The 12,451-nt window shown below is 56.6% G+C and carries 13 protein-coding genes; 7 read left to right on the top strand and 6 right to left on the bottom strand.

From position 1 onward, the window contains the following. Positions 1-33: 33 nt before the first annotated feature. The 7 genes from gcl (at position 34) to ACDI13_RS12990 (ending at position 7,321) form a co-directional block, all read left to right on the top strand. On the top strand, positions 34-1,809 hold the full coding sequence (gcl, locus tag ACDI13_RS13020; RefSeq protein ID WP_316989235.1) for a glyoxylate carboligase: 1,776 nt from the start codon (positions 34-36) through the stop codon (positions 1,807-1,809). A 28-nt stretch (positions 1,810-1,837) separates the two neighbouring features. After that, positions 1,838-2,626, top strand: a complete 789-nt coding sequence (hyi, locus tag ACDI13_RS13015; protein WP_316989234.1) for a hydroxypyruvate isomerase — start codon at positions 1,838-1,840, stop codon at positions 2,624-2,626. A 39-nt stretch (positions 2,627-2,665) separates the two neighbouring features. After that, positions 2,666-3,550, top strand: coding sequence for a 2-hydroxy-3-oxopropionate reductase (locus ACDI13_RS13010; protein WP_316989233.1), 885 nt, complete (start codon positions 2,666-2,668; stop codon positions 3,548-3,550). Positions 3,551-3,767: 217 nt separating this feature from the next. After that, a complete protein-coding gene (locus tag ACDI13_RS13005) occupies positions 3,768-5,045 on the top strand; it encodes a glycerate kinase (RefSeq protein WP_316989232.1) in 1,278 nt (425 codons plus the stop codon). 22 nt (positions 5,046-5,067) lie between these two features. After that, complete coding sequence (locus tag ACDI13_RS13000; protein ID WP_009461115.1) at positions 5,068-5,466, top strand: heme-binding protein; 399 nt, start codon at positions 5,068-5,070, stop codon at positions 5,464-5,466. A gap of 29 nt (positions 5,467-5,495) precedes the next feature. After that, on the top strand, positions 5,496-6,917 hold the full coding sequence (gene pyk, locus ACDI13_RS12995) for a pyruvate kinase (protein WP_316989231.1): 1,422 nt from the start codon (positions 5,496-5,498) through the stop codon (positions 6,915-6,917). A 146-nt stretch (positions 6,918-7,063) separates the two neighbouring features. Next, entirely contained in the window at positions 7,064-7,321 is a 258-nt protein-coding gene (locus ACDI13_RS12990) for a hypothetical protein (RefSeq protein ID WP_316989230.1), read from the top strand. Between the two features lie 213 nt (positions 7,322-7,534). Here the strand turns inward: ACDI13_RS12990 and coq7 are convergent, their stop codons facing one another. From coq7 to ACDI13_RS12960, 6 genes are read right to left on the bottom strand one after another with little or no spacing between them, the layout of a single operon-like run. After that, positions 7,535-8,203, bottom strand: a complete 669-nt coding sequence (gene coq7, locus ACDI13_RS12985) for a 2-polyprenyl-3-methyl-6-methoxy-1,4-benzoquinone monooxygenase (protein WP_045930824.1) — start codon at positions 8,201-8,203, stop codon at positions 7,535-7,537. Positions 8,204-8,230: 27 nt separating this feature from the next. Continuing rightward, the gene (locus ACDI13_RS12980) at positions 8,231-8,866 is read right to left on the bottom strand and encodes a hypothetical protein (protein ID WP_316989229.1); all 636 of its coding nucleotides are present in this window, start codon (positions 8,864-8,866) and stop codon (positions 8,231-8,233) included. Beyond that, positions 8,866-9,501, bottom strand: coding sequence for an SCO family protein (locus ACDI13_RS12975; protein WP_316989228.1), 636 nt, complete (start codon positions 9,499-9,501; stop codon positions 8,866-8,868). Before ACDI13_RS12975 ends, ACDI13_RS12980 begins: the two co-directional genes overlap by 1 nt. A 21-nt stretch (positions 9,502-9,522) precedes the next feature. After that, positions 9,523-10,110 carry a cytochrome c gene (locus tag ACDI13_RS12970; protein WP_316989227.1) on the bottom strand — a complete coding sequence of 196 codons (588 nt, stop codon included), beginning with the start codon at positions 10,108-10,110 and terminating at the stop codon, positions 9,523-9,525. A gap of 55 nt (positions 10,111-10,165) precedes the next feature. Next, complete coding sequence (locus tag ACDI13_RS12965) at positions 10,166-10,756, bottom strand: cbb3-type cytochrome c oxidase subunit II (protein WP_094195575.1); 591 nt, start codon at positions 10,754-10,756, stop codon at positions 10,166-10,168. A gap of 7 nt (positions 10,757-10,763) precedes the next feature. After that, on the bottom strand, positions 10,764-12,419 hold the full coding sequence (locus ACDI13_RS12960) for a cbb3-type cytochrome c oxidase subunit I (protein ID WP_316989226.1): 1,656 nt from the start codon (positions 12,417-12,419) through the stop codon (positions 10,764-10,766). Positions 12,420-12,451 lie beyond the last annotated feature (32 nt).

Raw genomic sequence — 12,451 nt, 5'->3', positions numbered from 1 at the left:
GAATTTCGTCAAACGATGATCTAGGAGATATCAATGGCTCGAATGAGAGCAGTGGACGCCGCCGCCGCAATTTTACGTAAAGAAGGCGTGAGCACCGTATTTGGCGTGCCCGGCGCCGCCATCAACCCCTTCTACTCTGCCCTGCGCAAAGAAGGCGGCTTTGATCACATTCTCGCCCGCCACGTGGAAGGCGCTTCCCACATGGCCGAAGGTTTTACCCGTGCCAATCCCGGCAATATCGGCGTGTGCATTGGCACTTCCGGCCCCGCTGGCACAGACATGATCACCGGCCTGTACTCCGCATCGGCTGACTCGATCCCCATTCTGTGCATTACCGGCCAGGCTCCCCGCTCGCGTCTGTACAAGGAAGACTTCCAGGCCGTGGATATTGAATCCATTGCCAAGCCTGTAACCAAATGGGCCGTAACCGTTCGCGAACCCGATCTGATCCCGCGCGTGTTTCAACAGGCTTTCCACCTCATGCGCTCTGGCCGCCCCGGTCCCGTACTGATCGATATGCCTATCGACGTACAAATGGCCGAGATCGAATTCGATCTGGATACCTACTCGCCACTGGAAGCCTACAAGCCAAGCGCCACTCGCGCCCAGGCTGAAAAAGCCATCGAACTGCTGAACGCATCGGAGCGTCCGCTGATCGTCTCCGGCGGTGGCGTGATCAACGCCAACGCGTCCGAGCTGCTGCAAGAGTTTGCCGAGCTGGTCAACGTGCCCGTCGTCCCAACCCTGATGGGCTGGGGCACCGTGGCCGATGATCACCCATTGATGGCTGGCATGGTCGGCCTGCAAACCTCGCACCGCTACGGCAACCAGACCTTGCTGGCATCGGACTTTGTATTCGGTATTGGTAACCGCTGGGCCAACCGCCACACCGGCTCCGTGGATGTGTACACCGAAGGTCGCAAATTCGTGCACGTGGATATCGAACCCACACAGATCGGTCGCGTGTTTGGCCCGGATCTGGGCATTGCCTCGGACGCTGGCGCTGCACTGAAGCTGTTCATTGAAGTGGCCAAAGAATACAAGGCCGCCGGCAAGCTGCGCGACCGTGCCGTCTGGGTTGCCGACTGCCAGAAACGCAAGGCCACCTTGCAGCGCAAGACCAGCTTTGACAACGTGCCCTTGAAGCCTCAGCGCGTGTACGAAGAGATGAACCGCGCCTTTGGCCCTTCCACCACCTACGTCAGCACCATTGGTCTGTCGCAAATTGCTGCTGCCCAGTTCCTGCACGTATACAAGCCACGTCACTGGATCAATTGCGGTCAGGCAGGCCCATTGGGCTGGACCATTCCCGCCGCACTGGGCGTGGTTGCCGCTGACCCAGGTCGTGAAGTGGTGGCCATTTCGGGCGACTACGACTTCCAGTTCATGATTGAAGAGCTGGCCGTAGGCGCGCAATTCAAGCTGCCTTACATCCATATTCTGGTCAACAACGCCTACCTGGGTCTGATCCGTCAGGCACAGCGTGGCTTCGAGATGGACTATTGTGTACAACTGGCCTTTGACAACATCAACGCCCCTGAAACCGAAGGTTATGGTGTGGATCACATCACCGTGGTGGAAGGTCTGGGTTGCAAGGCCATCCGTGTACACAACCCCGAAGACATCCAGCCGGCCATTGAACAGGCTCGTGCATGGATGAAAGAGTTCAGCGTGCCGGTTGTGATCGAACTGATCCTGGAGCGCGTCACCAACATTGCCATGGGCACCGAATTGCACAATGTGACGGAATTCGAGTCCCTGGCCGAAGCGGGTATTGACGCCCCCACCGCCATCTCGCTGATGGACTGATTGCTGATTTAAAAAACGGAGTCGCACTATGCCAAAATTTGCCGCCAACCTGACCATGCTGTTTAACGAGCACGACTTCCTGGATCGCTTCCAGGCAGCGGCCGCAGCCGGTTTCAAGGGAGTGGAGTACCTGTTCCCCTACGCCTACGACAAACAGCAACTGGTTGACAAACTGCACGAACACAGCCTGGCCCAAGTGTTGCACAACCTGCCTGCGGGCGACTGGGACGGCGGTGAGCGCGGCATTGCAATCCTGCCCGAGCGCGTGGGTGAATTCCAGGATGGCGTAGACCGTGCCATTGAATACGCCACCGCGCTGGGCTGCCAGCAAGTCAACTGCCTGGCGGGCAAGCTGGCCGAAGGCGCAGACCGTGAACTGGCTCACAAGACCTTGGTCAGCAATCTGCAGTTTGCTGCCGCCAAGCTGAAAGATGCCGGCCTGCGCCTGCTGGTTGAACCCATCAACACCTTTGACATTCCAGGCTTCTACCTGAACCGCACTGAACAGGCCGCGGCCCTGTTGCAGGACGTGGGTTCAGACAATCTGTTCATCCAGTACGACGTCTACCACGCCCAGCGCATGGAAGGCGAGCTGGCCGCCACCATGAAAAAACACTTGGACAAGATTGCACACATCCAGATCGCGGATAACCCAGGCCGCAACGAACCAGGCACAGGCGAGATCAACTACGCCTGGCTGTTCAAGTACATCGACAGCCTTGGCTACCAAGGCTGGATCGGCGGCGAGTACAAACCCGCTGGCATAACCAAGGATGGCCTGGGCTGGATGACTGAACTGACTGAAGTCACCGCCTGATCGTCGAATACCTGCAGATAATTATTAGGAGATTACACAATGGCTAAAATCGGTTTTATTGGTTTGGGCATCATGGGCGCCCCCATGGCCGTCAACCTGATCAAGGGTGGTCATGAACTGTTTGCCTACACTCGTGGCAACTTCCCCCAAAGCGTTAAGGAAGCTGGCGCTACGGTTTGCGAGAACGGCGCCGAAGTCACCCGTCAGGCAGACATCATCATCACCATGGTGCCTGACACCCCTCACGTGGAAGATGCACTATTCGGTGAACACGGCGTGGCCGCTGGTCTGAGCGCCGGCAAGATCGTGGTGGATATGAGCTCCATTTCCCCCGTGGCCACCAAAGACTTTGCCGAGCGCATCGTCAAGCTGGGCTGCGAATACCTGGACGCGCCTGTGTCGGGCGGTGAAGTCGGTGCCAAGGCCGGCTCACTGACCATCATGGTTGGCGGCAAACAAGAGGCCTTTGACACGGTCAAGCCGCTATTTGAACTAATGGGCAAAAACATCACCCTGGTCGGCGGCTACGGCGACGGTCAAATCACCAAGGTAGCCAACCAGATCATTGTGGCTTTGACCATTGAAGCCGTGGGCGAAGCCCTGTTGCTGGCCTCCAAGGCCGGTGCCGATGCGGGCAAGGTTCGTGAGGCGCTGATGGGCGGTTTTGCCAACTCGCGCATTCTGGAAGTACACGGTGAGCGCATGGTCAAACGTACTTTTGATCCAGGCTTTCGCATCGAACTGCACCAGAAAGACCTGAACCTGGCCCTGAGCACCGCACGTCAACTGGGCGTGGCTCTGCCCAACACCGCAACGGCCCAGGAACTGTTCAATACCTGCGCCGCTCACGGTGGCGCAGCCCAAGATCACTCCGCCATGGTCCGTGCCCTGGAAATCATGGCCAACTACGAGATTGGTCAATAAGATCGGTTCAAGGATGCTCCCATCTAGTCTGATTCTGCTCTGCATCAAACCAGCACGACAAGGGCATCCAGCAAGCGGGCTGCGGCCCGCTTTTTGAGCGCCAGATATCCCCAACAGCACACAGCCTCTCGGGGCAGCAAGTCAAAGTGGGGATCTAAAGCTGTGTTGTAGCGCAGTAAGATGGTTTGTTGCCATCGCTCTGCATTAGGATTGACCCATGAAGATCGAGCCACAAGACTTACTCAGCAAAATGTTTCAAGCTGCCGTCAACGCGGCTCAGCCTGAGCATTGCATTCCCCCTTATTTGCCCGAGGCTCCCAAAGGCCGCACCATTGTGATCGGTGCAGGCAAGGCATCGGCAGCAATGGCCCAGGCCCTAGAGCGCCACTGGGACAAAGGCCCCATCAGCGGCGTGGTCGTCACCCGCTATGGCTACGGCGTGCCTTGTGATCACATCAAGATTCTGGAAGCGTCCCACCCTGTGCCCGACCAGGCCGGCGAAGACGCGGCTCGCGAAATTTTGCGCACGGTCAACGATCTGAACGAGGACGATCTGGTGATTTGTCTGATTTCCGGTGGCGGCTCGTCTCTGCTGCCCTTGGCCGGAGAAGGCATCACCCTGGCCGACAAACAAGCCATCAATAAGGCGCTGCTGAAATCGGGTGCCTCGATTGGTGAGATGAACACGGTGCGTCGTCACCTGTCTGCCATCAAAGGTGGCCGTCTGGCAGCGGCTTGCGCCCCTGCCCGTGTCCTGAACCTGCTGATTTCCGATGTTCCCGGCGACAAGCCCATGGACATCGCTTCTGGCCCCACGGTGGCCGATCCCACCACGTGTGCACAAGCTCTGGAAATCATCACCCGCTACGGCATCGACATTCCTGCCGCAGCCCGTGCCCTGCTGGAGAGCGGCGATGGCGAAACCATCAAACCCGATGATCCACGCCTGGCTCATGTCACTACCCATCTGGTCGCCACACCCCAACTGGCCCTGCAAGCTGCTGCTCGTGTCGCCCAAGCCTGTGGCGTGCGTCCTGTCCTGCTGGGCGACAGCATCGAAGGCGAAGCCCGCGATGTCGGCAAAGTCATGGCCGGTATCGCCTTGAGCGTGGCCCAGCATGAGCAGCCCGCCCAGGCTCCCTGCGTGCTGCTCTCGGGCGGGGAAACCACTGTAACCTTACGCGGCCAGGGCCGAGGAGGTCGCAATGTGGAGTTTCTGCTGTCCACTGCCATTGCCTTGAACGGGGCACCCGGTATCTACGGTTTGGCAGGCGATACCGACGGTGTGGATGGCCAGGAAGAAATTGCCGGAGCCTTCTGCGGTCCGGACACATTGGAGCGTGCCTGGCAACAAGGTATACGCCCAAGGTCCAGTCTGGACAATAATGATGGTCATGGCTTCTTTGAAGCCTTGGATGACGCTTTGGTTACGGGTCCTACCCTGACCAACGTCAACGATTTCCGTGCCATTTTGGTTTTACCCCCTAGCGATTAACGCTTTTCATAAAGGATTGGACATGAGAGACACAAAAGTACTGACCCTGGCCGATGTTAAAAAAATTGCTGCCGCTGCCGAGCAAGAAGCACTGAAGAACAACTGGGCTGTCAGTATCGCTATTTGCGATGCGGGCGGTCATGCGCTCTGGATGCAGCGTATGGACGGCGCTCCCTTGATGAGCGCCCAGGTTGCTCCCGCCAAGGCACACACATGCGTGCTCGGCGGCGGCAAGCCCAGCAAGGTATTTGAAGACATGGTCAACAATGGTCGCTTTGCCGCTCTGTCCATGCCCATCACACCACTGGAAGGCGGCGAGCCGATTGTGGTGGACGGTCAAGTCATTGGTGCCGTCGGCGTGTCCGGCGTGAAAGCACCTGAAGACGCTCAGATCGCCCGCGCCGGTATCGCTGCTCTTTGAGCTATCGATCCCCCTAAGGACAACAACCCATGAAACGTCAACGTCATTCCCGCATTCTGGCTACGCTGGGTCCTGCCAGTTCTACGCCAGAACGCATTCGTGAATTGTTCGAGGCCGGCGCTGATGTGTTCCGCCTGAACTTCAGCCACGGCACACATGAAGACCATGCCGCGCGCTATCACACCATTCGTCAGATTGAAAAAGAAACCGGTCGCAGTATCGGTATTCTGATGGACCTGCAAGGGCCCAAGCTGCGCGTTGGCAACATGCAAAATGGCCGCGTGACATTGGAAACCGGCCAGAAATTCCGCCTGGATCTAGACCCCGCCGAGGGGAGCAGCCAGCGTGCCTACCTGCCGCACCCCGAAATCTTCGCTGCTCTGGAAGATGGAACAGATCTATTGCTGGATGACGGCAAGCTGCGTCTGCGTGTGGACAGCTTTGGTCCGGATTTTGCAGAAACCACCGTCTTGGTTGGCGGCCCCCTGTCCGATCGCAAGGGCGTGAACGTACCCGGCGTGGTACTGCCTATTTCGCCCTTGACCGAAAAGGACCTGGTCGATCTGAAGTTTGGACTGGAATTGGGCGTGGATTGGGTTGCGCTGTCCTTTGTGCAGCGTCCTGGCGACATTCGCGAAGCCCGCGAGCTGATCGGCGACAAGGCCTGGATCATGGCCAAGCTGGAGAAACCGCAGGCGCTGGAGCACCTGGAAGAAATCGTCCAGTTGTGTGATGGCGTGATGGTGGCACGTGGCGATCTGGGCGTGGAAGTCCCACCCCAGCGCGTGCCTGTGTTGCAACGTCAAATCGTGCGTACTGCCCGTGCGGCAGGCCGTCCGGTGGTTGTCGCTACACAGATGCTGGAATCCATGATTACCTCGCCCGTGCCTACACGTGCTGAAGCCTCAGACGTAGCCACTGCCATTTACTCGGGTGCCGACGCCGTCATGCTGTCTGCCGAGTCGGCCGCAGGCCAATTTCCGCTGGAAGCGGTGTCCATTATGGACAGTATCATCAAGGAAATTGAAAACGATCCTAGCTGGCGTACCATTCTGGAAGCCAACCACAGCACCGCCGAAGCCAACACCGCAGACGCGATCTGCTGCGCCCTGCGTCGTGTAGCCAGCATTCTGGAACCAGCAACGAACGTAGCCTACACCACGACCGGTTTTAGCGCCTTGCGCGCCAGCCGCGAACGGCCCATCGCCCCTATCCTGGCACTGACACCCCGTGTGGAAACCGCACGTCGTCTGACCTTGGCCTGGGGGGTGCATGCCGTGCCTTGCGAGGACGTCAGCGATCTGGGCGAGATGATCGACCACGCTACCGATATGGCAGCGCAGCATGAATTTGCTCAGGCCGGTGACACCATCGTGATGATTGCCGGTGTTCCCTTTGGCACCAGCGGTCGCACCAACTTGCTACATGTGGCCACTGTTCCACAAAAGTAAACACGCTCGATAGCAGCAATAAAAAAACCTTGTCCATCATCCACGATGGGCAAGGTTTTTTGCATTCTGGCCATAAAACCATGATCGCAACACAAGCCCTGCATGCCCTCGCTTAACAAAAAAGAGAGCGAAAAAGGCGGTAAGCCATGCAAACACTGACTTTCAAGAAAAAATTGGCCATGCGCATTGGGCGCGCACAAAAAAAAACCCGAGATCTAAAGATCTCGGGCAAATCCACCAAAGGAGGAGGGTGGAGGAGACAATCGTGGCAAGTTGGGCTACCAGATAAAGTATCGAGCCAGAAAGCTAAGGGTTATTACGCTTGTGCTTTTGCTTATTTCCCGCTTTCTTTTCAACATCCAATAACTAAAGTCTACCTACAAAAATGGTGCAATGCAAGATAAATACCGTGGAAAACCCTTAGACGTGCATCTTGTCGCATTAATGCATCAATTTCCTAACGTAAATTCTCTGCCAGGTATCTAGTCGTTAACCCTAGGACGCCAAATAAGCCCTAAGCCTGACAAGCAAAACGGGCCAGTAACTGACCCGTTTTGCTTGTCGTATCCATGAGATATCGACGCTCAAGCACAAGCGACTTGGCTCGAAAACTGCTTTTACAAGCGATAAGCCGTGGTCGTCATCACCTTGGACATCATGCGCATCAAGGTTTTTACCGGAGGCGGCAAACCGGCTGCACCATGATTTTCTGCCGTACGACGATGCTCAATTTCGTCATCACGCATTTTCTCTACGATGCGGCGCGAACGATTATCGGTGGCTGGCAAGGACTCCAGATGGCTTTCCAGGTGCTCTTCAACCTGACGCTCAGTCTCGGCCATAAAGCCCAGGTTATACGGGACCCCTGCGCGGCTGGCGAGCAAACCCAAGGCGAAAGAACCCGCATACCACAAGGGGTTGAACACGCTGGGACGGCTGTCCAGTTCACGCAGACGATCATCGCACCAGGCCAGGTGGTCGACTTCTTCCTGGGCGGCTTGCAACAGCACTTCCGTTGCCTGCGGGTCTTTGCACAGCATGGCCTGGCTACGGTACAAGGCTTGGGCGCAAATCTCGCCCACATGATTCACACGCATCAAACCTGCTGCATGACGGGCTTCGTCAGCCGTGATCTCGGACACTTCCTTGCCAGCGGGATTCGGGCGCGACGCCCGTGCCGAACGCCCTAATACTTCCAAAGCCCGATTCGTCTCGCTCAGAATCTGGTCGAAAAAGCTGTTGCGCCGGTACAGACGGGTATCGCTGTTGGAAACGGTATGGCTCATGAGGACACCTGCAAAACAAAATGGGTATTATTGCCGCAAAAAGGCAATCACGGCCTTGCTCTCGGACAAGAGCCACAGCAATGGCAGCACACAAGCCATGATAACCAAGCCTATGCCGGCAATCTCTTGGTCGGACTGTAGATAGAAATTACAGAGCCGAACCGGATTGTCGTAATACAGCAAACCCACAATGGCCATCATCCAACTGAAGTTGCCAAAGAAAAACAGGCGAAACACCAGGTGGGCACGTCGCCAGGACTCCATAAACAACATGCCCATCAGCACTAGGCCAATATATTTGGCAGTGGCCATCGAAGGCGATACCAGAACATCATCCAGCGCCTTGGGAACCATCCAGTAAGCCGCCGCAAAACTGACCAGGATCAGGCCGGGCAAACCATATTCATTCAGGGCGTAATAAGGGCGCAGCAAGGCCTGCATGGCGGGTGAGCGGCCTACCCCCTGATAGCGCAAGGCTAGCTGCAGGGCAACGCCCGAAAGCACCAGCAGTGGTATGTGCACCAGCATGTGCAAGCTCATGGAGACCGTCAGAGGACGATCCCAAAACGCAGCACACGCAAACAGCACGGCAGCCAGCAAGGCCAGCGCGCTACCTAAATAGGGACGTACCGTAGAGGGTGCAACAACACGTTTCAACGACATTACGGTCCCTCCGTCTTGTTCAGGTCCTCTAAGGCCCGTTTGGCGTAGGCCAGGGCCAGCATAGGCTCACCATAATCCACGATACGCCCCAGTCGCGGTTCGGGGCTAACGACGTGATAGGCCGCGTTGTGCTCGTACTCATCAAAAGGGGCGGGAATCACGATAATGCCAAAATCATCCAGCACACGCTGGCGCTGTTCGCCAGGCATCATGGTGACAAATTGCCAGACGTCCGAATTGGCCTTCATGGTTTTGCTGTAGCGGCGCAGGTGATCAGGCGAATCGGTGGGATCGAAACTAATGCTCAGCAGGCGGATACGATCCTGCAAGCCTTCGTCCACAATGGCTTTTTGCAGTTGCTGATACTCCGAGCCCATCGCCAGACATAGCGTGACGCAGCGGGTATAGATGAAATTGACGATGGTGATGCGACCATCATTTTGCAGCAGGGAACTTAGCTGAGTACTGCCCCCGGCCGGGAGCAGTACGTCGACATCGGAAATCAGACGCGGCGAAGCGGCGACATCATTGCGACGGGCCGTCTCGGCGGTCAGGGCAGTAAACCCTTGCGTCAGATGGGCCAGAGCCCCAATACCCAGGGCAAAAACCAGGAGAATACTTATAAACAGTCTCATCGCTGGCCCATCATTGCAGTCCTACTCTTCCATGGGAGCCAAGTCGGCATCCCCGTTCCAGGCGTCGGTTTTATCAGCTGTTTTTTCACGTTCGGCTTTGACAAAGGCCACGTCTACAGGATCGGCGCTATTGCCACCCAATTCTGTACGCAGGTAATTAACAACGGCCGTCATTTCCTCGTCGTTGAACTTCTCGCGGAACTCAGGCATTGCACCATTGTACTTATTACCCTTGACGGTAAGTTCACCGGTCACACCATGCAGCATGATCTGGACCAAGACTTCTGGTTTGCGCAGCACCCACTCGGAACCGACCAGTGGAGGGAATACGCCAGGAACACCTGCGCCCGTTGCCTGGTGACAGGCGGCACACTGGGCTACGAACAATTGCTGACCATCTACCGCGCCTTCTGGCAATTCGAAGTCGGCAACGATACGGTTGTCGCCCACGGTTGAATCATGGCTCAGGTCGCTGCTGAAAATATAGTAAATGCCCCACAGGAACAAACCTGCAATGATCAGCAGAACCACCCAAGGGATCGGCGCTGCATTCTCTTCCGGATCGGCATGCTCACGCAGCTGTGCTTCATACTTACGATTGTCGCTCATTCTAATTCTCCGAGGCGCCCCGCCCTGCGGGGCGCGCTAGCTCAACAATGCCTGTTTATTTGATAACACTGGCTGGCGATACGGGATACGTACGATCCAGCGCCAACAGGTATTGAACCAGGTCCAGGGCCTCTTGCTTGGCCACAACCACCTTGCCCTCAGGTGCGAACTCGCCGGGCAAATTGACAACCTTATCGCCTTCCTCTGCCTTGTCCTTGAGCTCGAACATGAAGGGGTAAGAAGGCATATTGCTGCCAGGGGTGTAAGCACGAGGCTGATACAAGTGACCCAGGTGCCAGTCCACGCTAGGCTGACGTGCGCCAATATTGAGCAAGTCAGGGCCGGTACGCATGGTGCCGAGCAAATGAGGGGTGTCGTAATAGTAGTCGCCTGCCACTGAAGCACGACCCCAGCCACGCTGGAAGTCGGGAGCCTGGTTCTGGCTGCGCGGCTGCTGCGAGTGACAGTAAACACAGCCCATGTCGATGTATTCCTGACGGCCGCGCAGTTCTACCTCGGTGTAAGGCTTGAGCCCTGGAGAGGGCTCCACTCTTTTAACCTGCAGGTAAGGGACAACGACCAGAGCCGATGTGGCCAGGGCCAGCGTCACCATGGCGCCGCCCAATAGTTTGTATTCGCTTTCCATGACTAAATCATGCCTCCACTACATTGCGAGTTGCCGAGCGCTGGTGAAACAGGGCTGGACCAATACGACGGCTGCCATAGCGCAAAGCCATTGCCACAAAGTGGAAGGCAAACACAAGGTGACCCAACGTCATCAAACCACCACCAATCGAGCGCGACTTCAGGTAAGGCATCGTGACAAACACCGACTCCATGAAGGCTTTAGCCGGATCGAGCATGGCCAAACCTTGCAGCCAGCCACCAATGCTCAGGCCGATGGCGTAAATGGAGAAACCAATCACAACCAGCCAGAAGTGCAGGGAGATCAGTTTGGGGTAAGGCCATTCCCAGGACAGCACGCGTGGCATCACGTAGTAGATGGCACCGAACATCACGATGGTAAAGAAGCCGTACAAGCCGATGTGGGCATGGGCAACCGTGAAGTGCGTGAAGTGGGTAATCGTGTTGATGCTGCGCAGCGCTTCAAAGGAACCTTGAATCGAACTGACGGTGTACATCATGCCGCCCAGCACGATAAAGCGCAGGGTAGGCGAATGAATCAGGGTCCGGAAGTGCCCCTTCATGGTGTAGTGCTGGTTGATCGAGAACGCCAGCACAGGGATGATCATCATCATGCTTTGCACAATAGACAGCGTAATCATCCACTGCGGCACGGGACCCCCAACCAGGTGGTGACCACCAACCTGACCGTAGAAAAATGCCAGACCCCAGAAACCCACCAGAGACAGGTTGTAGGAACTGATAGGCTGACCAATGATCTTGGGCAGGAAGTAGTACACCGAAGCCAGAGCCATAGGGGTGTAGAACAGACCCAGCACGTTGTGGCCAAACCACCAGTTCATGGTTGCTTGCTCAACACCCACGTGTACGGCAGGCAGGTTACCAACCAGGAACAAAATGGGGAACCAGAACAGGGCGGCGCCCATGTACCACACCGAGACATACAGGTGGTGAGCACGACGGTTTTGCAAGGTGAAGACCAATGGCAAGGCAGCCAGGGCACCACCGATCACCATCAGGATATCAACCTGCCAAGGCATTTCCAGCCATTCCATACCGTCGGTGATACCCATCGCGATACATGTCAGACCGATAGCCAGACCAATATTCCACAAGATCCCGCCCGTGATGGCATAACGCGCACCGATCAGGGGAGTCTTGAGCAAACGAGGCAGCATCCACATGGCGACCCCGAAAGCGGCCATTGGAGCCCAACCATACGCCACACCGTTCAGGTGCAACGTACGCATGCGCCCGAAAGTCATCCAGGCGTGCTGCGTCAGAAATTCGGGATCGTGCAGCTTGATCGAGCTGATCAGACCTGCCGTCGAGGCAAACAGCAGCCAAAAGACCGAACAGGCCAGCAAAATGAACGTGACCTTAGCGGAGGAGCGGTCGGCTTCCACGCGCTCTGCCAGCTCCACGCTCAGCGCCTGACGATCCTCAGCAGAAATTGTCTTGCGACCCATTTCTTCTTGAAGTGCCTGACGTTGTTCGGGGGTGGCGGAAGGGTCATCTACCTGCCCGATTTCGCCTTTGGAGAAGATCTCACGCGAAGCAGCGGGACTGTGGTCAAAGAAGTTACGACGTAACGACCAGATGAAAACAAAGAGTCCTGTAACGGACAATATGAAAGCTAGTAGCAGTATTGAAACGGTATTCACAATGATCCAGGCCTGGTTAATGTGAAGCTGCC

Source organism: Alcaligenes faecalis (assembly GCF_041521385.1).
GTDB classification, from domain to species: domain Bacteria; phylum Pseudomonadota; class Gammaproteobacteria; order Burkholderiales; family Burkholderiaceae_B; genus Alcaligenes; species Alcaligenes faecalis_E.
The sequence above is the reverse complement of the archived record's forward strand: the minus strand, read 5'-3'. Positions and strand labels throughout refer to the sequence as shown.

What these genes read in the sequence shown, in the direction of transcription:
- gcl (WP_316989235.1), top strand. Translation starts at nt 34, where the DNA reads ATGGCTCGAATGAGAGCAGTGGACGCCGCCGCCGCAATTTTACGTAAA.
- hyi (WP_316989234.1), top strand. Translation starts at nt 1,838, where the DNA reads ATGCCAAAATTTGCCGCCAACCTGACCATGCTGTTTAACGAGCACGAC.
- ACDI13_RS13000 (WP_009461115.1), top strand. Translation starts at nt 5,068, where the DNA reads ATGAGAGACACAAAAGTACTGACCCTGGCCGATGTTAAAAAAATTGCT.
- ACDI13_RS13005 (WP_316989232.1), top strand. Translation starts at nt 3,768, where the DNA reads ATGAAGATCGAGCCACAAGACTTACTCAGCAAAATGTTTCAAGCTGCC.
- ACDI13_RS12970 (WP_316989227.1), bottom strand. Translation starts at nt 10,110, where the DNA reads ATGAGCGACAATCGTAAGTATGAAGCACAGCTGCGTGAGCATGCCGAT.
- pyk (WP_316989231.1), top strand. Translation starts at nt 5,496, where the DNA reads ATGAAACGTCAACGTCATTCCCGCATTCTGGCTACGCTGGGTCCTGCC.
- ACDI13_RS12980 (WP_316989229.1), bottom strand. Translation starts at nt 8,866, where the DNA reads ATGTCGTTGAAACGTGTTGTTGCACCCTCTACGGTACGTCCCTATTTA.
- coq7 (WP_045930824.1), bottom strand. Translation starts at nt 8,203, where the DNA reads ATGAGCCATACCGTTTCCAACAGCGATACCCGTCTGTACCGGCGCAAC.
- ACDI13_RS12975 (WP_316989228.1), bottom strand. Translation starts at nt 9,501, where the DNA reads ATGAGACTGTTTATAAGTATTCTCCTGGTTTTTGCCCTGGGTATTGGG.
- ACDI13_RS13010 (WP_316989233.1), top strand. Translation starts at nt 2,666, where the DNA reads ATGGCTAAAATCGGTTTTATTGGTTTGGGCATCATGGGCGCCCCCATG.
- ACDI13_RS12965 (WP_094195575.1), bottom strand. Translation starts at nt 10,756, where the DNA reads ATGGAAAGCGAATACAAACTATTGGGCGGCGCCATGGTGACGCTGGCC.
- ACDI13_RS12990 (WP_316989230.1), top strand. Translation starts at nt 7,064, where the DNA reads ATGCAAACACTGACTTTCAAGAAAAAATTGGCCATGCGCATTGGGCGC.